General features: G+C 39.7%; 25 protein-coding genes. 21 read left to right on the top strand and 4 right to left on the bottom strand.

The genetic code is table 11. The features are described 5' to 3' along the window. Positions 1–208 precede the first annotated feature (208 nt). From QFZ72_RS03210 to QFZ72_RS03255, 10 genes are all read left to right on the top strand, one after another. The gene (locus tag QFZ72_RS03210; protein ID WP_307429280.1) at positions 209–883 is read left to right on the top strand and encodes a transaldolase family protein; all 675 of its coding nucleotides are present in this window, start codon (positions 209–211) and stop codon (positions 881–883) included. Positions 884–1,006: 123 nt separating this feature from the next. Further along, on the top strand, positions 1,007–2,347 hold the full coding sequence (sftI, locus tag QFZ72_RS03215) for a sulfoquinovose isomerase (protein ID WP_307429283.1): 1,341 nt from the start codon (positions 1,007–1,009) through the stop codon (positions 2,345–2,347). Between the two features lie 124 nt (positions 2,348–2,471). Next, positions 2,472–3,203: a GntR family transcriptional regulator gene (locus QFZ72_RS03220; protein WP_307429286.1), complete on the top strand. Its 732-nt coding sequence runs from the start codon at positions 2,472–2,474 to the stop codon at positions 3,201–3,203. 32 nt (positions 3,204–3,235) lie between these two features. Then, complete coding sequence (locus QFZ72_RS03225) at positions 3,236–4,669, top strand: aldehyde dehydrogenase family protein (protein WP_307429290.1); 1,434 nt, start codon at positions 3,236–3,238, stop codon at positions 4,667–4,669. Positions 4,670–4,752: 83 nt separating this feature from the next. Then, positions 4,753–5,655, top strand: coding sequence for an AEC family transporter (locus QFZ72_RS03230; RefSeq protein ID WP_307439571.1), 903 nt, complete (start codon positions 4,753–4,755; stop codon positions 5,653–5,655). Positions 5,656–6,156: 501 nt separating this feature from the next. After that, positions 6,157–6,837, top strand: coding sequence for a transaldolase family protein (locus QFZ72_RS03235; protein ID WP_307429292.1), 681 nt, complete (start codon positions 6,157–6,159; stop codon positions 6,835–6,837). Between the two features lie 27 nt (positions 6,838–6,864). Further along, positions 6,865–7,536 (top strand): DUF4867 family protein, encoded by a 672-nt coding sequence (locus QFZ72_RS03240; RefSeq protein WP_307429295.1) that lies wholly within the window; start codon positions 6,865–6,867, stop codon positions 7,534–7,536. 18 nt (positions 7,537–7,554) lie between these two features. Further along, complete coding sequence (locus tag QFZ72_RS03245; RefSeq protein WP_307429296.1) at positions 7,555–9,354, top strand: solute:sodium symporter family transporter; 1,800 nt, start codon at positions 7,555–7,557, stop codon at positions 9,352–9,354. 22 nt (positions 9,355–9,376) lie between these two features. Continuing rightward, positions 9,377–11,413, top strand: coding sequence for an alpha-glucosidase (locus QFZ72_RS03250; RefSeq protein ID WP_307429298.1), 2,037 nt, complete (start codon positions 9,377–9,379; stop codon positions 11,411–11,413). 194 nt (positions 11,414–11,607) lie between these two features. Then, positions 11,608–12,336 carry a GntR family transcriptional regulator gene (locus QFZ72_RS03255; RefSeq protein ID WP_307429301.1) on the top strand — a complete coding sequence of 243 codons (729 nt, stop codon included), beginning with the start codon at positions 11,608–11,610 and terminating at the stop codon, positions 12,334–12,336. 125 nt (positions 12,337–12,461) lie between these two features. Here the strand turns inward: QFZ72_RS03255 and QFZ72_RS03260 are convergent, their stop codons facing one another. Then, positions 12,462–12,959: a GNAT family N-acetyltransferase gene (locus QFZ72_RS03260; RefSeq protein ID WP_307429304.1), complete on the bottom strand. Its 498-nt coding sequence runs from the start codon at positions 12,957–12,959 to the stop codon at positions 12,462–12,464. Between the two features lie 6 nt (positions 12,960–12,965). Next, positions 12,966–13,394, bottom strand: a complete 429-nt coding sequence (locus QFZ72_RS03265) for a VanZ family protein (RefSeq protein WP_307429306.1) — start codon at positions 13,392–13,394, stop codon at positions 12,966–12,968. A 174-nt stretch (positions 13,395–13,568) separates the two neighbouring features. Here QFZ72_RS03265 and spoIIQ point away from each other — a divergent pair, with 174 nt between their 5' ends. The 9 genes from spoIIQ to QFZ72_RS03310 all read left to right on the top strand — a co-directional run bounded on the left by spoIIQ (position 13,569) and on the right by QFZ72_RS03310 (position 20,826). Then, positions 13,569–14,483, top strand: a complete 915-nt coding sequence (gene spoIIQ / locus QFZ72_RS03270; protein WP_307429309.1) for a stage II sporulation protein SpoIIQ — start codon at positions 13,569–13,571, stop codon at positions 14,481–14,483. A gap of 448 nt (positions 14,484–14,931) precedes the next feature. Next, entirely contained in the window at positions 14,932–15,207 is a 276-nt protein-coding gene (gene spoIIID / locus QFZ72_RS03275; protein WP_070875369.1) for a sporulation transcriptional regulator SpoIIID, read from the top strand. 148 nt (positions 15,208–15,355) lie between these two features. Next, positions 15,356–16,357 (top strand): rod shape-determining protein, encoded by a 1,002-nt coding sequence (gene mreB, locus QFZ72_RS03280; protein WP_307429314.1) that lies wholly within the window; start codon positions 15,356–15,358, stop codon positions 16,355–16,357. 212 nt (positions 16,358–16,569) lie between these two features. Beyond that, positions 16,570–17,388: a flagellar hook-basal body protein gene (locus QFZ72_RS03285; protein WP_307429315.1), complete on the top strand. Its 819-nt coding sequence runs from the start codon at positions 16,570–16,572 to the stop codon at positions 17,386–17,388. Between the two features lie 15 nt (positions 17,389–17,403). Then, complete coding sequence (locus QFZ72_RS03290; RefSeq protein WP_307429317.1) at positions 17,404–18,195, top strand: flagellar hook-basal body protein; 792 nt, start codon at positions 17,404–17,406, stop codon at positions 18,193–18,195. A 17-nt stretch (positions 18,196–18,212) separates the two neighbouring features. After that, positions 18,213–18,470: a DNA-directed RNA polymerase subunit beta gene (locus tag QFZ72_RS03295; protein WP_307429322.1), complete on the top strand. Its 258-nt coding sequence runs from the start codon at positions 18,213–18,215 to the stop codon at positions 18,468–18,470. Between the two features lie 66 nt (positions 18,471–18,536). Beyond that, positions 18,537–18,971, top strand: coding sequence for a 3-hydroxyacyl-ACP dehydratase FabZ (gene fabZ, locus QFZ72_RS03300; protein WP_307429324.1), 435 nt, complete (start codon positions 18,537–18,539; stop codon positions 18,969–18,971). Between the two features lie 470 nt (positions 18,972–19,441). Continuing rightward, positions 19,442–20,410, top strand: coding sequence for a nuclease-related domain-containing protein (locus QFZ72_RS03305; protein ID WP_307429327.1), 969 nt, complete (start codon positions 19,442–19,444; stop codon positions 20,408–20,410). Between the two features lie 137 nt (positions 20,411–20,547). After that, on the top strand, positions 20,548–20,826 hold the full coding sequence (locus tag QFZ72_RS03310; protein WP_307429330.1) for a hypothetical protein: 279 nt from the start codon (positions 20,548–20,550) through the stop codon (positions 20,824–20,826). A gap of 24 nt (positions 20,827–20,850) precedes the next feature. Here the strand turns inward: QFZ72_RS03310 and QFZ72_RS03315 are convergent, their stop codons facing one another. After that, on the bottom strand, positions 20,851–21,306 hold the full coding sequence (locus QFZ72_RS03315; RefSeq protein ID WP_307429333.1) for a YwpF-like family protein: 456 nt from the start codon (positions 21,304–21,306) through the stop codon (positions 20,851–20,853). Positions 21,307–21,565: 259 nt separating this feature from the next. Between QFZ72_RS03315 and QFZ72_RS03320 the strand changes: the two genes are divergently transcribed. Next, the gene (locus QFZ72_RS03320) at positions 21,566–21,964 is read left to right on the top strand and encodes a hypothetical protein (RefSeq protein ID WP_307429339.1); all 399 of its coding nucleotides are present in this window, start codon (positions 21,566–21,568) and stop codon (positions 21,962–21,964) included. Between the two features lie 157 nt (positions 21,965–22,121). Next, on the top strand, positions 22,122–22,469 hold the full coding sequence (gene ssb, locus QFZ72_RS03325) for a single-stranded DNA-binding protein (RefSeq protein ID WP_307429342.1): 348 nt from the start codon (positions 22,122–22,124) through the stop codon (positions 22,467–22,469). A gap of 134 nt (positions 22,470–22,603) precedes the next feature. Here the strand turns inward: ssb and QFZ72_RS03330 are convergent, their stop codons facing one another. Further along, positions 22,604–22,753, bottom strand: a complete 150-nt coding sequence (locus QFZ72_RS03330) for a hypothetical protein (protein WP_307429345.1) — start codon at positions 22,751–22,753, stop codon at positions 22,604–22,606. Between the last annotated feature and the right edge of the window lie 35 nt (positions 22,754–22,788).

Consider the following 22,788-nt stretch of genomic DNA (forward strand, 5'->3'; position numbering starts at 1 on the left):
AGGGAAGGTTTTTCCTGCGCTTTCTTTTTTACTATAAAGTGTTTTTTCATTTACTTCTAAATTATTTCAGAATTTCTATCCTTTTTAAGAAAAGACTTGATTAATTGAATCCGGTTTCATATTATAGAGTTAAAGGTAACTACTTATATTTAAAGATAACTATGTTATGATAAATATAAAAAACATCATAACAAAAGGAGAGGGTATAATGAAATATTTTTTAGACAGTGCTATTACAAAGGAAATCAAGTACGCATATGAAAATTGGGCCATTGATGGCGTTACAACAAATCCTAAACACATTATGAACAGCGGGAAATCATTCTTAACCATTGTAGATGAACTTGCAGGTGAATTTGGCGAAATAATAAACTTTCCCATTTCAGTTGAGATTAATCCACATTTAGACAATGCGAGAGAAATGGTCACTGAAGGCAAAAAAATTGCAGCCCGTTCCTCTAACTTTGTAGTGAAAATTCCTTGCACCGAACCTGGATTGATCGCAGCAAAAGAATTAAAAAAAGAAGGCATTCTAACAAATGTTACACTGGTGTTTTCTCCTTCTCAGGCGATCCAGACAGCTAGAATAGGAGCCACATTCGTTTCTCCGTTTGTAGGCTGGAAAGAAAATAGCGGGGAAGATACGGCCCAGTACATCCAGGATATCGTGAATATCTATAAAACTTACGGATTTGAGACAGAAATTATTGTAGCCGCTTTACGTAATGGCAAACAGATTGTTGATGCTGCAAAAGCGGGAGCGAATATTGTCACATGCGGATTTGATGTGTACAAAAGCAGTTTTGATCATGCATTTACAGATTATGGTCTGAATGTTTTCAGAAATGCTTGGGACAACACAAAAACAGAAGTAACTGTTTGATAAAAAATCATTCAAGTTCCTATATAGAGATTAAGAGATATATACTGATTATTGAAGAAAAATTTAGAAAAATAAGTTAACTCATTAAAGTTAGTGTTGATTAGTGCGTAAAGGGGATACAAAATGTCAAAAACTGCAGTTTTATATGTACCGATTGGCAGAAAAACGTTTGATCTTGAAGCAGCAGAAAATGTTCGATTAAAAAGCATGAGCTGGTTAAATGAAAACTGTCAAACTGTCGCTGCTCCAGAGGGAATCATCACGTCAGTTGAAGAACTCGATACCTTCTTATTTTCAATAAAAGAAAATAAGTTTGATACGGTTTTATACCAAAGTGTGACATTCGCAGATGGTGAATTTGTGATAAAGGTTTTAGAATATTTTAAACAGCCGATGATTGTTTGGTCAGTTCGTGAACCAAGCGTTGGCGGCAGACTGCGATTGAATTCACTTACAGGCGGAAATAGCACCAGCAATGTACTGCGCAATCAAAATCATCCATTTGCATTTGTATTCGGAAATCCGGGTGAAGAACGCCTTGAGAAACGATTAACTGAGCAATTGGATGTCATGCGTGTTATGACTTTGCTTGGGGAAATGAAGATTGGTGTAGTAGGAGATTATCCGCCCGGATTCTTTTTCTCTGATGCAGATGAAGATAAACTTAAGCAAGCACTGGGTGTTAAACTGCTGAAAATGGATCTGCACGATGCGTTTAAAAAATGTACAGAGCTTAAAGAAGAAGAGTGGATTGGGCAAATTGAACGAGCGGAACAACAAGTAATTGGTTTAAATCGTGAAGATGAAACTGTAAAAAAATTCGCTCAGTTCTCAGCATATATTCAAAAACAAGTTAGGCAAGAAAATCTTCAGTCATTGGCAATGAGATGCTGGCCAGACTTTTTCACTGATTTAGGAGCAGCACCTTGTTCAACACTTTCACACCTAACAGAAGAAGGAATGGTCACATCTTGTGAATCTGATATACATGGATCGATATCAATGTATATCCTATCTGAGCTGACAAACGGAAGTGCACCATATTTAGGAGATCTGGTACATGTGGATGAAGAGAAAAACTCCGTTGTTTTTTGGCATTGCGGAGCAGGTGCATACTCGCTGGCCAGCCCTTCTACCGGTGCAACGGCAGGGGTCCATCCAAATCGGAAAATTGGATTTGCAATGGATTTTGGATTAAAAGCAGGGGAAGTAACAATCTTTCGTGTAAGCAGCACGCCAGAAGGATATCGCCTTTTAGTAATGAAAGGAGCTGCGCTGGATGTTGAACAGCCATTCAGCGGAACGTCAGTAGAGGTTAAATTATCAACTGATGTGACCAGCACTCTATATGAACTTATGCACGCAGGTTATGAACCTCATTTTGCATTAGTTTATGGAGATGTTACAAATCAGCTGATTGAACTCGGCCGCATGCTTGGTTTGGAAACGAATGTATATGTTTAATAAACTCCTGTTGCTGTGTGACATGAAATCTTCTTTTGTGAAAAGAGCAGTTTTGCTGAAGCCTAAAGAAGACCTTACCTCACGTGGAATTAAAGAACAGCGTGTTTAAAGGCGGTAATAAGATATGAATAGTACCATAGATTTTGATAATGATCTTTCTCTTTATTTACAAGTTAAACAAATACTGCTCAAAAGAATCCAAGAAAAAGTCTGGCCTGCAAACACGTTAATTCCTACTGAACAGGAGTTAATAGAAGAATTTCAAGTAAGCCGGACCACTTTGCGCCAGGCAATTTCAATGCTTGTCCAAGATGGCTTACTGGAGAGAAAGCAAGGCAGAGGGACGATTGTAAAACCTCAATTGCTCGTCAGTCATTTAGGGGCATTAAAGGGTTTTGCAGAAGAAGCAATAGAAAAAGGGCTAACTCCCAGGTCAAAGCTGATCCGTGCTGAATTCAAGCAGCATGTATACTTTGAAAAATCTATGCTGCAACTGCAGGAAGACGAAGAAGTGTTATTAATCGAAAGAATTCGTTTTGCAGATGATCGGCCAATTGCGATTGAAAGTTCTTACTGGCCGTCGTACATAGGTCATATTATTTTAAAATATGATTTAAATACAGCAAAATTCTATGAAATCTTAGAAGAAAATGAAATTTATTTAAAAAGAGCAAATGAACAAATCACTGCCATTAATGCCACGCTTAATGAAGCAGATTTATTAGGCATTCGAGGCGGAGAAGCCCTTTTGAAGATGACAAGGCTAAGTTTCGGTTTTGATGATAAACCGATTGAATTTACTTCAACTAAGTATCACAGTGATCAGTATCATTATAATATTGATCTTAAAAGGTAATCATTTATAAAAGATATGAGGGAGTGGACGAATTGACAGCGATAGCTCTGGAAAAACAATATGGATTGTACATAAATGGTGAATGGAAGAGTACAGAAGCAACAATGGATGTATTAAATAAATATACACAAGAAATAGCATCCAAAATTTCAAAAGCTGATAAAAGTCATGTGGACGATGCCGTTAAAGGTGCAAAGCTTGCCCTTGAAAAGCCTTTTCATCCGACGGATCGCTATCATGTATTAATGAAAGCAGCCCAATTATTAATCGAGCGTACGGAAGAATTTGCCCGCATTTTAACGGTTGAGGTCGGAAAGCCGATCGGTGAATCCCGCGGCGAAGTGGAGCGCGCAGCTCTTACTCTGCAAATTTCTGCTGAAGAAGCCAAAAGAATACATGGTGAAGGAATTCCAGTAGAATCTGCACCAGGGTCTGAAAATAGAATGGCATTTACATTACGTGTTCCTGTAGGCGTTATCGCAGCTATTACTCCATTTAATGCTCCTCTCAATTTGGTATGCCATAAGATTGGTCCTGCGCTGGCTGCTGGAAACAGTGTGGTCTTAAAGCCTGCTGAAGTGACACCAATTACAGCATTAATGTTAGCTTCTATTTTTGAAGAAGCAGGTCTTCCATTAGGGCGGCTTCAAGTTCTGACAGGTGAAGGGGCTGGAATTGGAAACTGGCTTCTAGAGAACAAAGACGTCTCAATGTTTACCTTTACAGGAAGTCCTGGTGTTGGTGAATATATTCGCTCAAAAGCAGGTTTGCGTAAAGTTGCATTGGAGCTTGGCAATAACTCCGCAACAATTGTTCATAAGGATGCAGATCTTGAACAAGCAGCCTCGTTAATCACACAAAAGAGCTTTAACAATGCGGGACAGGTCTGCATATCTGTACAGCGTGTGTATGTTCAAGAAGAAGTTTACGAACAGTTTTTATTAAAGCTAAAAGAAAAAACAGAAAAACTGATTGTCGGCAATCCTCTTGAACAAAATACAGATATTGGGCCATTAATCCGCCTTCGTGAAGCAGAACGTGTAGACTCCTGGGTCAAAGAAGCTGTCCAGCAGGGAGCAAAGATTGAAACAGGCGGCAAAAGAGAAGGTGCTTCCTATTACCCTACAATTCTTACGAATGTAAATGATGATATGAAAGTATGCAGGAAAGAAGTATTTGGCCCAGTTGTATCAGTAGCGGGATATAACGATGTAAATGAAGTGATTGCCAGAGTGAATGATTCAGATTATGGATTACAGGCAGGTTTGTTTACAAATGATTTAAAGTTTGCAATGAAAGCTGCGCGTGAAATTGAAGTAGGCGGCCTGATTGTGAATGATGCATCTGCATATAGGGTAGATCACATGCCGTATGGCGGAGTGAAAAACAGCGGTACAGGAAAGGAAGGCCCTAAATACGCCATTGAAGAAATGACGGAAGAAAAGATTATCGTCATGAATTTATAAGAGTGAATGAGATTATGCAATATAACGCCCTGGTTAAATAGTTGCCAGGGTTTTTATATCATTGAAAATTGAAGGTGAAAATGTTGGAATTTTTAAGTGTATTGCTTCCTGTATTTGGGATTTTCGTCTTGGGGTTTGTCGGTCAAAAAAAATTTCATTTTGATACAAAAGGAATCTCAACAATGGCACTGTACTTAATGTCTCCTTTTCTTGTCTTTCGGACATTTTATACTACGGCTTTTACGATAGAATATTTGTCTTTTGTTCTATACACATTTGGTCTTTGTTTTTGTTTAATTCTTGTTGGGTATATCCTTTCTTTTATTCGGAACTATTCGAACACAGAGAAATGCGGATTTATACTTTCTTCCTCATTTATGAATAATGGAAATTATGGCACTCCTGTTGTTTTGCTGATCTTTGGAACGGCTGGACTTCATTATGGAATTATTCTTATGGTCGTTCAACAGCTTGTGATGTGCACAATCGGAGTTTACTTTGCGGCAAAAGGCAATTCTGAATCCAATGGAATGAGATCCGCGATTAACGCAGTACTGCGTGTTCCGATTGTATATGCTGCAATCATAGGGTTAATATGTCAGGCCTTGAATATTACATTAACAAAATCCGTATTAACAGCTATTGACTTAGTAGCAAATGCTGCGATCCCAACGATTATGATTGCTTTGGGAATGCAATTAGCGACGCTTTCAATAAAAAAATTAGAAATAGAAAGAATGTCACTTGGACTAATCGTTAAATTAGCGATTTCACCAATAATTGCTTTTGGAATTGCTTATTTTTTGCCTGTTGATGATATGGTCAAACAAATTATGGTCATTATGGCAGCTATGCCGACTGCTGCTAATACGACCATGTACGCTCTTCAATTTAATACAGAGCCCGATTTTGTATCAAGTGTAACTCTTGTGAGTACCCTACTCAGTTTGGCAACACTGCCAATTGTTTTTTTCCTCATATTATAAATAAGAAGGGTGATGAATAGTGTTAAATACATTAAAACGAAACGCTAGATGGATCCTTTTGTTTCCGGCGTTCATTACGCTTGTTGTATTTTTAGCGAATTCTTCTAATGGCAGGGAATTAGCATCCTCGAATTATTTTCCTATTTTAATTGGCTGGATGGTTCCCTGCGTCATTGCGATTTGTGCAATAAGTGCTTGGAGGAAGAGGAATCTAAAGATTGAGGGGAGGCAATAACCAAGCTCCTGTGCCTCTCGCTATTCTTTAGGCAGGAACAGACCAGCTTGCAGGAGGTCGATATATTGCGCTATATATACTGTCTCTCCATTTATTTTCTTTTTGCCCTTATCTTCATAAAATTGTGCAACTATTCAATTAAAATAAAAAAAGACTTGATTAATTGAATCCGTTTTCATATTATAGAGTTAAAGGTAGTTACATATATTTAAAGATTACTACGTTATGACAAATATCTAAACATTATGATAAAGGGAGAGGTCAAGATGAAATATTTTTTAGACAGTGCGCTTACGAAGGAAATCCATTACGCATATGAGAACTGGGCAATTGATGGGGTTACAACAAATCCTAAACACATTATGAACAGCGGGAAATCATTCTTAACTATTGTAGATGAACTTGCAGGTGAATTTGGCGAAATAAAAAACTTTCCTATTTCAGTTGAGATTAATCCACATTTAAATAATGCAAGAGAAATGGTCACTGAAGGCAAAAAAATTGCAGCCCGTTCGTCTAACTTTGTAGTGAAAATTCCTTGCACCGAACCCGGATTAATCGCAGCAAAAGAACTAAAAAAAGAAGGCATTTCAACCAATGTCACTCTGGTATTTTCACCTTCTCAGGCGATCCAGATAGCTAGAATAGGAGCCACATTCGTTTCTCCGTTTGTAGGCTGGAAAGAAAATAGCGGGGAAGATACGGCCCAGTACATCCAGGATATCGTGAATATCTATAAAACTTACGGATTTGAGACAGAAATTATTGTAGCCGCTTTACGTAATGGCAAACAGATTGTTGATGCTGCAAAAGCGGGAGCGAATATTGTCACATGCGGATTTGATGTGTACAAAAGCAGTTTTGATCATGCATTTACAGATTATGGTCTGAATGTTTTCAGAAATGCCTGGGATCAAACGAAAACAGAAGAAGCTGTTTCAAAATAAAGCTCAAACATCAAGGAGAGATGGATAATGTCTAATTTTGAAAGGCTGAAAGAAAAGAATAAGCATCTTTCATTTTATGAGGTAGGCAATGAATCTTTTCGAACCTACGGCAGGAAAATTGAGAATTATTCTTTCAGGGAGCTTGAGGTATACATGGAAACAACTGAGATTCCTGTTGAAGGCAATGAATATGTTGCCTCAGTTCCCCATATGGAAAAAACATCTGTATGCAATGAACTAGCTAATACTTTCTATGGAGGAATGCCCGTGCAGATAGGGTACTGCAACGGGCGCAACTCTTCATTAAATGCACTGGAATATCATAAAGGAAGCGAAATCAATGTTGCAATTACAGACTTCGTGCTATTATTGGGAAAAGTCCAAGATATAAGGAATAATACCTACGAATCAGAGCATACGGCTGCTTTTTATGTTCCAAAAGGAACAGCGATTGAATTATATGGGACAACTCTTCATTTTGCTCCTTGTAAAGTTGAAGATGACGGCTTTAAAGCGATTGTCATCCTTCCAGCAGGTACCAATGAAAAGCTGGAACAAGAAACGAAAAAAACCACAAATGAAGACGAATTATTATTTATGAAGAATAAGTGGCTGATTGCTCATCCTGATAGAGAAGTCCTTATTCAAAAAGGGGCTTATCCTGGAATAATCGGTGAAAATGTAAGGGTTTACTATTAGGAGATTAGGAGGGAAACTATGGGAGATCAGAACATTCTATTCACTTTACTGTCAAGTATTGTGATTATGTCCTTATTGGGTGTTTGGACTTACAAGAAAACAAAAGGGGCTAATTCAACAACAGAAGGATATTTCCTGGCAGGACGCGGATTATCTGGAGGGTTTATTGCCGGGGCACTTATTTTAACAAATTTATCAGCAGAACAGATGATTGGATTAAATGGCCAGGCATATGGCGCAAATATGACAAATATGGCATGGGAAGTTACGGCCATATTAGCCATCGTCATTATGACATTAATTTTATTGCCTCGTTATTTAGGGGGAGCCTTCACAACATTACCTCAGTTTTTAAGAGATCGATTTGATGAAGGGGTAAGAAGATTAGCTGTCATCCTCTTCATGTTAGGATATGTTCTAGTTACAATTCCATCTACTTTATATTCAGGTGCTTTAGCAGTGCTGAAACTATTTGATATACCTTCTTTATTCAGTCTTTCCTATACAGAGTCCGTATGGCTCATGGTTTGGGTGATCGGAATTATTGGTGCACTGTTCGCTACTTTTGGCGGAATGAAAGCGATTGCGGTTTCTGATACATTTATTGGAGTAGGTTTATTAGTAGTGGGTACATTGATTCCATTGATAGGGCTGTTTCAATTAGGGGACGGAAGCATCATGGAAGGATTAAAAACAATTACTACAACGAACCCAGAAAAGTTAAATGCCGTTGGATCAAGTACAGATGCTGTTCCTTTTCTGACGATCTTTACAGGTATGATTTGGGCTAACCTGTTTTATTGGGGTACTAACCAATACGCAATCCAGAGAACACTTGGTGCGGCTAATTTGGCAGAAGGGCAAAAAGGTGTTTTATACACTGGTTTTTTCAAATTATTAGTTCCGATCTTAATGATGCTTCCAGGTATTGTTGCGTTTCATTTATACGGCGGAAATCTTGAATCCATTGATTTAGCTTTCCCGACATTAGTTGCGAATGTATTGCCATGGTATTTACAGGGACTATTCCTGGTTGTATTATTAGGAGCTGTTTTCAGCACATTTAACGCTTTAATCAATTCGGCAGCAACTATGTTTGCTTTAGATGTAGTACAGCCTCTTATGCCGAACGTCACGGATAAGAAGCTGCTTGGCTTAAGTAAATGGTTTTCGATTGTATTATCTATTATTAGTTTTTGTGTCTCACCGCTCTTGATGTATGCACCAGATGGCTTATGGGAGCTGATTAGAAGATTTACAGGGTTCTTTAATATTCCAATCATAGCCATCGTCTTAATTGGCATCTTTGCAAGAAAAGTACCTGCAATTGCTGCGAAAATAGTCGTTTTTTTCCATGTTATAACTTACTACATGTTAATTTGGGGCACGGATCAATTATTTGGCTACAAAGTTGAAATTAACTACATTCATATCTATGCCATTCTCTTCTTTACGGAGATTGCTATGATGCTGATTATAGGCAAAATAGCACCGGCTAAAGAATGGAGATTTACACCAAAACCGAAAATAGAAATGAAGCCATGGAAATATGCATTGCCGGTAGCTGTGATTTTAATAGGATTAATGTTTGAGTTTTACATCGTTTTCTCACCTATTGGTTTAGCTTATGCAGACGGCATTGTCTCACCTTACTTCTTCCCGGCATTTCTTGGTTTAGCGGTGGTTACAGGAATTGTGGCTTATATTTCAGTTAAAAAATACAACGTAAAATACAGCAGCTACATTGAGAAGCAATTACTGCCTCATGAGGATCTTTCATCAAATATTTCAGAAAAGGGAAAAACCGCATCAGGCTGAAAATAATTAGGGGGAAACGCCAATGCAATCAGTATTAAAGCTTTCAAAATTAATGATTCAATCTATAGAAGATGGGTTTGAAGTGATATTCAACGAAAAAGTACTACTGCGTCATACATTGGAAAGTCCAATGCTGTTTATAGGACGAGGACAAGACAGTATGGACATGTACAGAGGCAATTTTGAAATAAAAGATTACGTAATCGAAAGGTCTCCTCTGCTTTATGCAGACATTTCTCAGCAGGAACATGAGATTACTGTAGCTTTTTCAAAATTCTCGAATATCGACCCTGTAATGACATTGCAGATAAAAGAAGAAGATGGGCGGCTGTCGGTTGAATACCATACAAATGATGAAAGCATAAATCGTATGTGGCTGCGTACACCGGCAGATCCAGATGAAAAAGTGTATGGCTGCGGAGAACAGCTTTCACATTTTAACTTGCGGGGTAAAAACTTTCCTTTGTGGACTTCTGAACCAGGTGTAGGCAGAAATAAAAAAACGTATGTAACCTGGCAGGCAGACGTATTAGATAAAGCGGGCGGAGATTACTATCATACGAATTTTCCGCAGCCTACCTTTGTTTCCAGTAAAAAATATTACTGTCATACAGATACAACAGCCTATGCAGATTTTGATTTCCGTAATCTGCATTTTCATGAATTGCAATTTTGGGAAATACCGAAAAAGACACTATTTGAAACTGCTGACTCATTCTTGGAGCTAGCAGGGAAAATAACAAATCTTCTTGGCCGTCAGCCGGAATTGCCAGATTGGATCTATAATGGCGTTATTCTTGGCATCCAGGGAGGAACAGAGATTACAGAAAGTAAGATTAATAAAGCTTTAGAAAAAGGGATGTCTATTGCCGGTGTATGGTGTCAGGATTGGCAAGGAAAGCGCATTACATCCTTTGGCAAAAGGTTAATGTGGAATTGGAAATGGAATGAAAAAGAATACCCGGGGTTAGACAAGAAGATACCTGAATGGAAGAAAAAAGAAATTCGTTTTTTAGGATATATTAACCCTTATGTTGCGGTTGAAGGGGACCTATTTAAAGAAGCAGAAGAAAAGGGATATTTGGCACTTAATCATCAAGGCAGTACCTATCTCGTTGACTTCGGAGAGTTTTACTGCGGGGTCGTAGATTTTACAAATGAAGATGCATTTATTTGGTATAAAGAAGTGATAAAAGAGAATTTGATCCAATTTGGTTTAGACGGATGGATGGCTGATTTCGGAGAATATTTGCCTATTGATGTTGTGTTAAGCAATGGGGCTGATCCGAAAAAAATGCATAACGCCTGGCCTGCATTATGGGCTAAGGTGAATTATGAAGCACTTGTTGAGTCTGGAAAATTAGGTGAAATTCTATACTTCATGCGTGCGGGATATACCGGTATCCAAAAATATTGCACGATGCTTTGGGGCGGAGATCAGAGCGTAGATTTTTCACTTGATGATGGACTCGCATCTGTTATTCCTGCAGCGCTCTCTTCCGGAATGATTGGCTGCGGACTGCATCATAGCGATATTGGGGGCTACACAAGCCTCCATGGAAATAAACGATCGAAGGAATTGCTCATGAGATGGGCCGACATGGGAGCTTTTACTCCAATGATGAGAACTCATGAAGGAAATCGTCCTGCAGATTGCTTTCAATACGATGATGACAATGAATCATTAGAACACCTTTCAAGAATGTCAAATGTGTATACTGCACTTAGTCCGTATACAAAATCGCTTGTGAAAGAAAATGCCACACATGGTATTCCTGTACAGCGTCCTTTATTCATGCATTATGAACAGGATGAGAAAGCGTATGATATTCAATATCAATATTTATATGGAAGAGACTTGCTGGTTGCTCCTGTGCACCAAGAAAATCAAACGGATTGGGAAGTATATTTGCCAGAGGATGAGTGGGTTCATATTTGGAGCGGGGAAGAATTTAAAGGCGGGACAGTGACGATTTCCGCACCAATTGGCTATCCTCCAGTCTTTTACCGCAAAAGTTCGAATTGGAAAGAATTATTTAGTCAGATATCGTCAATCTAAACCTATAAAAAGAGATGCAAGACTGTTGAACAATATTTCAACAGTCTTTTTTAGGTATAAAAATAATGATTATCAGGGATACATGCCAAGCACAATTCCTGAAAAAACAGAAAATGCAAGCAGGCTTTACTTTGTTTTTAATTCCGAAGTAAGATAAGAATAGAGTTAGAGAATCTTGAAGGGAGCATTAATCAATGGAACATAACGTAGATCCTCATAAGGATCTTTCTTTATACTTACAAGTTAAAAACATTTTAATAAAACGGATTCAGGAAAAAGTGTGGCCTGCTCACACATTAATACCAACTGAACAAGAATTAATGAAAGAATTCAACGTGAGCCGCACCACTTTACGGCAGGCGATATCCATCCTTGTCCAAGATGGATTGCTTGAAAAAAAACAAGGTAAAGGCACAATGGTAAAAGCCCAGGAGCTTGCTGGCGGGGGAAGATTAAAAGGATTCGCAGAAGAAGCAGCCGAAAAAGGGTTAACGCCAAAATCAAAGTTAATTCGAGCTGAATTCAGAAGTGATTTATATCATGAAAAATCGATGCTTGAATTATTGGAGGAAGAGGAAATATTAGTAATTGAAAGGATCAGATTTGCTGATAAAGTACCTATAGCGATTGAACGTTCGTGCTGGCCTGCATACATAGGAAAAATATTGATGAAGCATGATTTGGATACCGCAAAATTCTATGAAATATTGGAAGCAGAAAATATCACATTAAAATATGCAAAAGATCAAATCGCTGCAATTAATGCTACAGTGCCTGAAGCGGACTTACTCGGAATCCGCGGGGGAGAAGCGTTGCTGAAAATTAAAAGGGTAAGCTTTGGCTTTGATGACAGGCCAATAGAATATACGATTACCAAGTATCACGGTGAGAAATATCACTTTGATCTAGAACTTACAAGGTAATTTGAGGATTCTAGGTCACTTTTATTATTTTCCTGCTAAAGATTAGAACGTTATTGGCAATCAAAAAAGTGAATGAATCTGAGAAATAAAGAAACGAGCCTGAACTGCCCAAGCTCGTTTTTACGTTATTCTGCTACTCTTTTCCCGACAATCACCAAATCACGTTCTATGCCATCTAGCTCCGCGACACCAGGCATGTTCGCCCACTGCTCAAAGCCGAAGCGCTTAAAAAGGCGCAGGCTTGCTTCGTTGTGGCCAAAGACAAAGCCAAGCAGCGTTTTAATGCCAAGCTTAGGGCAAGCATCAATCGCAGCCTGTATGAACGTGGTGCCGATTCCTTTGCCGCGCACGTTCTGATCAATATAAATGCTGACCTCTGCTGTATATTGGTAGGCAGCTCTGCCGTAGAAGGATTCAAAGCTCAGCCAGGCAACAATCTGATCTCCGTCCTCCATGACCCAAAGCGGACGCTGATCTGTGTGCTGATGAAACCAGCCCGCACGGTCTTCAACGGCAACAGGGGTTAAGTCTGCCGTAACGGCTCTGCTTTCGATCGTAGAGTTGTAGATCTCAACGATGGCAGGCAGGTCGTCAATCACGGCTTTTCGAATAGGTAAACTCATAGCTGATCACTCCGCATCATTTAACTTTTGAAAACTAGAGGTTATAAAAGAAGGACGTTTTGCAAAATACGTCACCTTCATAATATAAAAAGATACAAGGACACCAATAGCATCCTTCACTAAATCAATGACTGTTGCAGACCGGTATGGAACAAAGTATTGATGAATTTCATCTGTTGCCCCATATAGAATGGATGCAAAAGCTGCAAGGATACTTGCTTTCACGGTCCAGCTTTGATGAGCCGCAAACGCCAAAGCAATCAGCCAATAGAGAATTCCGAACTCAATCAAGTGAAGCGATTCCTTCATTAAACGGTCAAATGAAAAAGGCGTGTTGATAATCGCATCTGCCGGCAGGCTTGATAGAATCCATATGAGAATCATATAAAGAATGGGTGCCAGAGTCAGCATCCATTTAAGGAAAGGTTTCTTCATTATCGTGCTCCTTCAGGTGCTGATGGAACATAGTATACCACGACTGAAATAAAAATTTTAGAATCCATACATAATTTTATAAAGGGAAGCAGAAAATAAGTTTTTAACTTTTTTTGATAGAGGTGTATATATTTTCAGAATTTTGTTCAGAATGATTGCTGAGGTGATGATAGAATGAGAGAGGAAGAAACTAAACGTACTTCTCAAAACTCGAAAATGCAACAATTCTTCAGAAAGCGTTGGGTATTCCCAGCAATCTATTTAGTAAGTGCAGCATTGATTTTGACAGCCGTGTTATGGTATCAGGCTTTAGGCAATGGAGATTCAGCAAATGATCCGATTGACCAAGGAACATCTTATCAAGATGAACCGACTCAAGAAGTGAACTCAGCTGTAGAAAATTTCGCAATGCCGGCAGCTGATTCAGACGCAGTATCTGTTATCCGCAAGTTCTATGAAAAAGATGCAACAGCAGCAGAGCAAGAAGCAGCACTCGTTTCCTATAATAATACGTACGAGCCTAGCAAAGGAATTGACTTGGCAAAAGAAGATGGCAAGGAATTCGAAGTTGCAGCTTCACTAAGCGGAACTGTTACAAAAGCTGAAAAAGATCCATTACTTGGAAATGTCATTGAAATCGAGCACAAAGATGGCGTGACAACTGTTTACCAATCTTTAGCAAGCATGACGGTTGCAGCTGGTGACGAAGTTGAGCAAAACGAAATCATCGGACAAGCTGGAAAAAGCCTGATCCAAGAAGAAGATGGCGTACATGTTCACTTTGAAATCCGCAAAGATGGCGTTGCAGTCAATCCATTAGACTTCATGGACAAACCACTTCCTTCTTTAAACGACGTGAATGTTGAAAAAGAAGCTGAGCCTGTAAAAGAACAGCCAGTTAAAGAAGAAGAAGGTACTGAAGGCGAAGAAAAAGGCACTGAGCAAGAAAAAGAAGACGCTGAAAAAGGCACTGAAGACAAAAAAGGTGCTGAAGAAGACAAAGAAAAAGAAGACGCTGGTAAAGAAGGATCAGAAAAAGGGAATTCACAAGACCAATCTGAAGCTTCAATCAGCACAAAAAACGCTTAATAAGCTACAACATATAGATTGTCTATCCAATAGGGATAGACTATTTTTTTTGTTTTATATTCAGTGCCATGGCCTAAATCGACAAATTTCTTGGGAAATAACGAAAGCAGTGAACCATTCTAATTGGTTTAAATTTCTCCAAAGTTCATTTCTTTCCACATATTTTTGGATGCAATAACCCGATTTTCTGCCTCTAAATCCGGAATTTATAAAAAAATTCGCACAAATCCCTTGTCCCTCTTGACTTTTTAGCATATATCTTCACCCAAGCTAATAAAATGTTACAAACCTAACAAAGAGAGTGTATGAGGTGAGGGATCGTGAATATTTTTCGTAAACGCAGCAATGGTGCTATTATACATTCAGCTAAGCGGAAAATAACTGCTGTAACTAAGTATGCGAGTCTCATTTCACACTTCTCACATCCATTTTAGGGAGGTCGAGTGGTGTGCACGATTACATCAAAGAACGTACTATCAAGATTGGAAAGTATATCGTGGAGACGAGGAAAACTGTTCGCGTGATTGCGAAGGAATTTGGCGTTTCTAAAAGTACTGTCCATAAAGATTTGACTGAAAGACTGCCTGAAATTAATCCAGAGCTTGCGAATGAAGTGAAAGAAATCCTTGATTATCATAAATCGATACGCCATTTAAGAGGCGGGGAAGCAACGAAGCTTAAGTATCGGAAGGAGGATATCCTTCAGGAAGAACCAGTAAAATAAAGAATTACCTGTCTTTCTTGCAATTTCGACAAATCCCAACATGGAATTTTACAATTTCATACTTTTTTTAGTAATATATGATACAATATGAAATTAGGGCACAAAGTAGGAATTGCTGGGATCAGATTGCAAGGAGGATATGGTAAGAATGTTTGCAAGGGATATAGGAATTGACCTTGGTACTGCAAATGTACTAATTCACGTAAAAGGTAAAGGCATCGTCTTAAACGAGCCATCTGTAGTTGCACTTAATAAGAACACGGGCAAGGTTCTTGCTGTTGGAGAAGAAGCAAGAAGAATGGTAGGACGTACTCCTGGGAATATTGTTGCGATTCGTCCTTTAAAAGACGGAGTCATCGCCGATTTTGAAGTAACAGAAGCTATGCTTAAGCATTTTATCAACAAATTAAATGTAAAGGGTTTATTCACGAAACCGCGGATGCTTATCTGCTGTCCGACGAATATCACCTCTGTTGAGCAAAAAGCCATTAAAGAAGCTGCTGAAAAAAGCGGCGGAAAATACGTTTATCTTGAAGAAGAACCAAAGGTCGCAGCAATTGGCGCCGGCATGGACATTTTTCAGCCAAGCGGAAATATGGTAGTAGATATTGGCGGTGGAACGACGGATGTCGCAGTCCTTTCAATGGGCGATATTGTCACCGCCTCTTCTATTAAGATGGCTGGGGACAAGTTCGACATGGAAATCTTAAATTACATCAAAAAAGAGTACAAGCTCTTAATTGGTGAACGTACGGCTGAGGATATTAAAACGCAAGTAGCGACAGTGTTCCCAGGCGCACGCAACGAAGAAATTGCCATTCGCGGCAGAGACATGGTATCAGGCCTGCCCCGTACCATTACCGTTAATTCTGAAGAAGTAGAAGGCGCACTGCGTGAATCAGTAGCCCTCATCATTCAAACTGCAAAAAGCGTACTCGAGCGCACACCGCCTGAACTCTCTGCGGACATCATCGACCGCGGCGTCATCTTAACAGGCGGCGGAGCCCTCCTGAACGGTCTGGATCAGCTGATGGCAGAAGAATTAAAGGTTCCTGTCTTAATCGCAGAAAATCCAATGGACTGTGTAGCAATCGGCACAGGCATCATGCTTGATAACGTCGATCGCCTTAATAGACGCAAGTTTGGATAATAGTATGGAAAAACATCAGTTTTTGAACTGGTGTTTTTTTGTTTTTTCTCACTTCCTATAAACCTTTCGCCAATCAAGCCGATTTTAAGAGTGTACCTTCGATTTTTTATTAAACTTATATATTTATACAAGTGATGTTCCAAAAGTCAGATATAATGAAAATAGAAAATACTGTCGGAAAAAGAGAAATGACTCTCTTATGAGGTGAAAGAATGCTACGAGGTTTTTATACAGCGACTGCAGGGATGCTAGCCCAGCAGCGAAGAACAGAAATGCTGTCAAATAACATAGCCAATGCGAATACACCTGGATATAAATCGGATCAGGCAGCGCTAAAGGCCTTCCCGGAAATGCTGCTGAAAAGAGTTGAAAGCAGCAAGGTTCCTGCTCCTGCCACGCAGGCTGTCGGAACGCTGATTACTGGCGTGTATCTTCAAGAAATGATTCCTCAATTTACTCAGGGCGATCTTCGTGAAACAGGTCTCTCAAGCGATGTTGCCTTAGTTGAAGAGCTGGTTCCCTATAATGAGGAGACCAATGCGAAAGGTACTTTGCTTTTTGCAGTGCAGACTCAAGCTAATGAATTGCGCTATACACGTAATGGACAATTTACTCGAAATGATAACGGTGAGCTTACCCTTGCAGGCAACCCTGTTTTAGGTACGAACGGACAGCCCATTTCAGTTGCTTCTGATCAATTTGAAATCACAGCAGACGGAACGGTTAGAGTGGACGGGGTTGAACAGGCTAAAATTGAAATTGTCTTTGCCGGTGACACAAGAACCTTAATTAAAGAAGGAAATGGTCTTTACCGGACAGAGGATGGAAATGAATTGCCGACTGCGGTCAAAAATCCTGAAATTTCGTACCAGCTAAAGCAGGGCTATGTGGAAGGCTCAAATGTCGACGTTTCCAAAACGTATACAGAGATGATGACAGCTTACCGTGCTTTTGAAGCAAATCAAAAAGTGCTGCAGGCTTACGATAGAAGTATGGATAAAGCCGTGAATGAAATCGGCAGGGTAAGATAATAGGGGGATGAGCAGATGCTGCGTTCGATGATTACAGCTACAAATACATTAGGTCAGCTGCAAAAACAGCTGGATCTGATTGGAAATAACATGGCAAACATTGATACACAAGGCTACAAACGCACTCAAACAGGTTTCTCGGAGCTCCTTAATCAGCAAGTAAACAATGCCGGACTTCAGGACAACCCTGCTGGGCGGTCGACAGCTCTTGGCGTTCGGCCTGGAGTCGGCGCGATAGTGACAGGACAAACCGTGTATACCCAAGGCAGCATCAAGGTGACGGATCGGGAGCTTGACCTTGCCCTGACAAAGCCTGGCCAATACCTGCAAGTAGAAGCAGGCGGCGAGGTCCAGTATACTCGGGATGGAGCTCTATATTTGAATCCTGCAGAGAATGGCAAGCTTCAGCTTGTCACATCTGAAGGCCACGCTGTACTTGATGAAAATCAAAATCTGATTTTCTTTGATGATGCGTTTGAAAAAATGAAGGTAACACCTGATGGCAGATTAACGGCAGTTCCGGGCAATCATTCTGTTCAATTAGGAATAGTTGGGGTAAATCAGCAATCTATGCTTGAAAAACAGGGCGGAAATCGGTACGCTTTAAATGAGAACGCACCAAACGGCACGATCACATTTTTGAACCGTGATCAAATTGGTGTTCAGCAAGGTGCGCTTGAAATGTCAAATGTCGATCTATCAAAAGAAATGACCGAGCTGATGGTAGCTCAAAGGTCTTATCAATTAAACTCAAAATCAATCACCATGGGCGATCAAATGCTCGGGTTAATCAATAGCGTCAGATAAACAAAGGGGTTTTTACAATGAGTATAAGCGAACAGTCTCGTGAAGAAGTGAAAGAAACGAAAAAAACAGAAGAATCCAGCAGCCGCAAAATCAGAATCAGGCTATTTCCGATCTGGCTGCGCATTGTTTTATTGCTTTTTTTCATGTCCATTGCGGCAATCGGCGGTGCGATGATTGGCTACGGTGTACTCGGTGATGGAAAGCCAACAGGCGTATTCGATAAACGAACATGGCAGCACGTCTTTGACCTGGTGGAAAAAGAATCCGAAAAATAAGGAGGGCTAACCCCTCCTTTTTGTGTATAATAGAACTAATAGGTTGTACTAGGAGGAGGTACTAAAATGTTAGACATCACACAAATCAAAGAAATCATTCCGCATCGTTATCCATTCCTGCTCATCGATAAAATCCTTGAAGTAGACGAAGGCAAGCGTGCAATCGGACTAAAAAACGTAACAGCAAACGAAGAATTCTTCAACGGCCATTTCCCAGAATACCCAGTCATGCCAGGCGTCTTAATCGTTGAAGCACTCGCCCAAGTCGGCGCTGTTGCCATGCTGATCAAAGAAGAAAACCGCGGCCGCCTAGCCTTCTTCGCAGGCATCGACAACTGCCGCTTCAAAAAGCAAGTAACACCAGGCGACCAGCTCCGCCTCGAAGTTGAAATCATCCGTCTGCGCGGATCACTCGGCAAAGGCAAAGGTGTCGCTACAGTAAACGGCGAAGTCGTATGTGAAACAGAATTGATGTTTGCGTTGGGTGAAAAGAAAGAATAGATGGTGAGACGATCCTTTTGTGGGGTCGTTTTTTTGCGGGTTTTGCTAGAAAAGAGGTATTTAAGGTTTTAAAGGTTGCAGTTCAACATAAGGATTAGGATAAAATTTGAAAAGTGAAAGTATTTTGTAAAAGTTGAAGAGTAAATCTTATAAAGTGACGAATAAAGCCAATTGCCAGCTGCAAGTCAAAGGCTAAATACCCAAGATCGTTTAGCAAATTCCAGATTTCGTTTAAAAAAGGTGCCTGCAATTTTTAAATTGGGAATAAATTGGAAAAGTGAAAGTATTTCGTAATAGTTGATGAGTAAATTTGATAAAGTGATGAGAAAATGTGCAAAGTTGAAGAGTAAAATCATATAGTTGACGAGTTAAGCCAATTTACCGCATTCCTGAAATTAATTCTGGCTAAATTGAAGGAAAGCAGCACCGGAGAAAGAATAGTTTTAAGGGAAATAAAAAGGAGTGATTTTTTGATTAAGAAAGAGCTGAAAAGGACTCTCAAACTGCAAAAATTAGAAGCTTTGCTAAGAAGGCTGCCTTCAAATTATCCAAAGAGGCACAGGATTGAAGAGGAATACTCAAAATGTATAGCTGGATATAGAGGTGAAAAATCTTTATTATTTCATTTGGACGGGATTGATAGTAAAGAATTCATCATTCTTCACGATGTAAGACTTCCTCAAGACGAAAAGTATTTTTTTCAAATGGATACTATTATTTTATCTCCTGTATTCGCTGTCATTCTTGAGATAAAAAATATGAGCGGAACCTTATGTTTTGATCAGAAATACAATCAGTTACTCCGAACACAAAATGGCCGTGAAGATGCTTTTCCAGATCCGATTCTTCAATTGCAGCGCCAGCATGGAAACCTCGAAAAGTGGTTCGAAAAACATAAACTTCCTCCTGTTCCCATCATTTCTTACATCGTTATTAGCAACCCCTCAACCGTTATTAAATCAATTCCTATGCACTCAGATACCATTCAAAAGAAAGTCATTCACGCAGCTAAATTACCTGGTGAGATAAACAAGTTAAACAAAAGATATAAGAATACAGTAATGACAAATAAGGATCTTAACAGAATTTCAAGACTCCTAGTTAGACAGCATGCTCCATATGATCCAGATGTCCTGCAAACTTTTCAGGTTCTCCCTTCAGACCTTCTAATAGGTGTACATTGCACAAATTGTGGTTGTCTTCCAATGAGAAGAGTAAGCGGTAGCTGGTTTTGCATGAAATGTCATTTTTCTAGCAAAGATGCCCACATTGAGTCTCTCATGGATTATGCCATGTTAATTGAAACCTCAATTACAACCAAAGAGACCCTTAAATTTCTAATGCTTGCATCAAACTCATCTGCTTCCAGGATCTTGAAATCATTAAACCTCCCCTACACAGGTACCTACAAAAACCGCAGATACCAGCTCCCCAAATAAACGTTTACATCTCCGCACATGTGGTAAATAAATACTGTAACACCCATTTTAGACAAATTTTCCGAATAAACCTAATCATTCTGGACACCCTAACCACGACCGCTGGATAAAGGTCTAATTAAGGAAGGAGTATGATTATGAATAAGAAGTGGATACTCAAAATTTCAGGTACATTACTAGCAGCTATGCTGATTGCGGGCTGTGCGGACGATCAGGATCCTGCACCACCGGAAGATAACAATATGGAAGAAGAAGTGCCAAATGATGAAACGCCTCCTCCTGCTGAGGACGAAACAGAGAAGAACATGGAGCAGGATATGGAAGAAGACATGCAGGAAGATGGGAACAAGATGGAAGAAGACGAGAAAGAGATGGAACAGAACATGGAAAACGATATGAAAGAAGAAAACAAATAACCGCATAAATAAAAAAAGTCCCGCTCACGCTTGAGCGGACTTTTTCACGTTTAATTCTCTTTGTTCCTTTAGCTTTTGTTTGAAAGCCTGCTTTAGGCCTTCACCGTGCAGACCTTTCCTCAGCAGATCCTCAAGCAATTTTTCAGGCTCGTGCTTTGCTTTCCGCGCGAGCATCCGCCCCTCAAATAAGACAGAAATATGTTCTTCCAGGACCATAATGGATTTAATCATCGCCACGATCTCGGCGGGTTTGTTGGTTTTCTTGGAAATCGTTACATATAGATGCAGCTCTTTATTCTTTTGCGAGAGTGTTTCAAAATATGAGCGGTGTTCCTTTGCTAAAAGAGCTTCAATCATCCAGTGATTTTCCCCGTCTTCTTTGTTGATGATCAGTCCGTCCGATAAAGGAATTTCTTCTAAACGAGCACCATTTTCTCCCTGCACTTCAATGGTCAGCCCTACGAGTCTAAACGTTTTCATAAATACCCTCCTTGGTCCAGTTTATCGTTCCTGTATGGTTATTGTTACATTATACCATACAGAAAGAGTGAAGCACTAAACAGAGGGATGAGCAGAATGAATCAATTAAATAGATAAAAAAAAGAGGAAAAAAGAGGAAATGAGAGAATTAATACAAAATATGACAATATACGAGCGAAAATGCCTATATCCGGCTGTTTTCATAAACTTGTAAATTTGCTATGGTAAAATAGCAAACTTTAAGAAATGAGGCTGATCAATGGAGACGATTAAGTTAAAAACAATTTCGGTAAAAGATCTGCAAACAACGGGTGAAATGGTGAGGGAAAGGTCAGATGATAAATCATTATTATTAAAAGTAGGGGAGATCATTGCCGGCAAAACAAAGTACTACCACTTCCAGGTACATAGGGAAGCGTCAGTAGAAATATTATACGAAACAAAAGACAAGCTTCAAATTGTAAGAATCCTATTCGATTTATTTAAAAGTGAAATGTCCATCAAATCGTACGTATGGACAGACCAAACCAAGCGTTATGAAGAAACAGCCATTCAAAATGAACTCATCGCATCACAAGCATTTCAAGCTATTCTCCAAAGCATCACTTTTTCAGGTCATGAACAGCAATCCTATTTATTTCAAATACATAGAAAATAGCAGCAAACATAACGAATCGTAATAATTGACCCTAGAAAAAACAGAAATTCTACAGGGAAAATCACTTTTTACAATCCAAAAACGGCGTTTTCAAGATTTTTCCTAATTCCAAATACCCGCTACAATAGCCTTGTAAGCTAAAGAGAGGAGGAATTAGGTGATTAATTCAGTCACGCTGGTCGGACGCTTAACGAAAGATCCGGAAATGCGCTACACAGCAGAAGGGGCGCCTGTCGCCAATATCACACTCGCAGTGAGCCGGTCTTTTAAAAATGCAGCGGGTGACATGGACACAGACTTCGTCAACTGCACCCTGTGGAGAAAAACGGCAGAAAACACAGCCAACTATTGCCGCAAGGGTTCAATCGTAGGCGTATCCGGACGCATCCAGACCCGCAGCTACGAAAACTCGGAAGGCAGGCGCGTCTATGTCACAGAAGTAGTAGCGGACTCCGTACGCTTCATGGGCGGCAAAACCCGTGAACTTGCAGTAACAGAAAAATAACAACCCCTCAAAACCCCTCACAGAAACAGAATCAAGGAACTCCCCACTTCCTCACTTAACTAGCCGGAACTCTCCGGCTAGTTTTTTCATGAGAAGGGACAAGCAGGATATAAAAAAACAAATCAGGTCTTAACTTAAAGAGATGGAGGTGTCTGGAAAAAAGATAGTATATAATCCAAACTGGCAAGTATTTGTCCGATTCCTGCTAGTAAAAGAGCCATTCCGGCAAGTAAAAACCCCATATTGGAAAGTAATCCAACTGTCTGACGGAATTTCCGTACCAACAGCTATCCCCAAACCCTTAAATACCCAACTGCAT

The sequence above is a fragment of the Bacillus sp. V2I10 genome (assembly GCF_030817055.1).
In the GTDB taxonomy this organism is placed as follows: domain Bacteria; phylum Bacillota; class Bacilli; order Bacillales; family Bacillaceae; genus Bacillus_P.

Bases quoted from the DNA above. Each gene is read 5' to 3' on its own strand.
- QFZ72_RS03210 (WP_307429280.1), top strand. From the start codon at position 209: ATGAAATATTTTTTAGACAGTGCTATTACAAAGGAAATCAAGTACGCA.
- sftI (WP_307429283.1), top strand. From the start codon at position 1,007: ATGTCAAAAACTGCAGTTTTATATGTACCGATTGGCAGAAAAACGTTT.
- QFZ72_RS03220 (WP_307429286.1), top strand. From the start codon at position 2,472: ATGAATAGTACCATAGATTTTGATAATGATCTTTCTCTTTATTTACAA.
- QFZ72_RS03235 (WP_307429292.1), top strand. From the start codon at position 6,157: ATGAAATATTTTTTAGACAGTGCGCTTACGAAGGAAATCCATTACGCA.
- QFZ72_RS03240 (WP_307429295.1), top strand. From the start codon at position 6,865: ATGTCTAATTTTGAAAGGCTGAAAGAAAAGAATAAGCATCTTTCATTT.
- QFZ72_RS03245 (WP_307429296.1), top strand. From the start codon at position 7,555: ATGGGAGATCAGAACATTCTATTCACTTTACTGTCAAGTATTGTGATT.
- QFZ72_RS03250 (WP_307429298.1), top strand. From the start codon at position 9,377: ATGCAATCAGTATTAAAGCTTTCAAAATTAATGATTCAATCTATAGAA.
- QFZ72_RS03255 (WP_307429301.1), top strand. From the start codon at position 11,608: ATGGAACATAACGTAGATCCTCATAAGGATCTTTCTTTATACTTACAA.
- QFZ72_RS03260 (WP_307429304.1), bottom strand. From the start codon at position 12,959: ATGAGTTTACCTATTCGAAAAGCCGTGATTGACGACCTGCCTGCCATC.
- QFZ72_RS03265 (WP_307429306.1), bottom strand. From the start codon at position 13,394: ATGAAGAAACCTTTCCTTAAATGGATGCTGACTCTGGCACCCATTCTT.
- spoIIQ (WP_307429309.1), top strand. From the start codon at position 13,569: ATGAGAGAGGAAGAAACTAAACGTACTTCTCAAAACTCGAAAATGCAA.
- mreB (WP_307429314.1), top strand. From the start codon at position 15,356: ATGTTTGCAAGGGATATAGGAATTGACCTTGGTACTGCAAATGTACTA.
- QFZ72_RS03285 (WP_307429315.1), top strand. From the start codon at position 16,570: ATGCTACGAGGTTTTTATACAGCGACTGCAGGGATGCTAGCCCAGCAG.
- QFZ72_RS03290 (WP_307429317.1), top strand. From the start codon at position 17,404: ATGCTGCGTTCGATGATTACAGCTACAAATACATTAGGTCAGCTGCAA.
- QFZ72_RS03295 (WP_307429322.1), top strand. From the start codon at position 18,213: ATGAGTATAAGCGAACAGTCTCGTGAAGAAGTGAAAGAAACGAAAAAA.
- fabZ (WP_307429324.1), top strand. From the start codon at position 18,537: ATGTTAGACATCACACAAATCAAAGAAATCATTCCGCATCGTTATCCA.
- QFZ72_RS03310 (WP_307429330.1), top strand. From the start codon at position 20,548: ATGAATAAGAAGTGGATACTCAAAATTTCAGGTACATTACTAGCAGCT.
- QFZ72_RS03315 (WP_307429333.1), bottom strand. From the start codon at position 21,306: ATGAAAACGTTTAGACTCGTAGGGCTGACCATTGAAGTGCAGGGAGAA.
- QFZ72_RS03320 (WP_307429339.1), top strand. From the start codon at position 21,566: ATGGAGACGATTAAGTTAAAAACAATTTCGGTAAAAGATCTGCAAACA.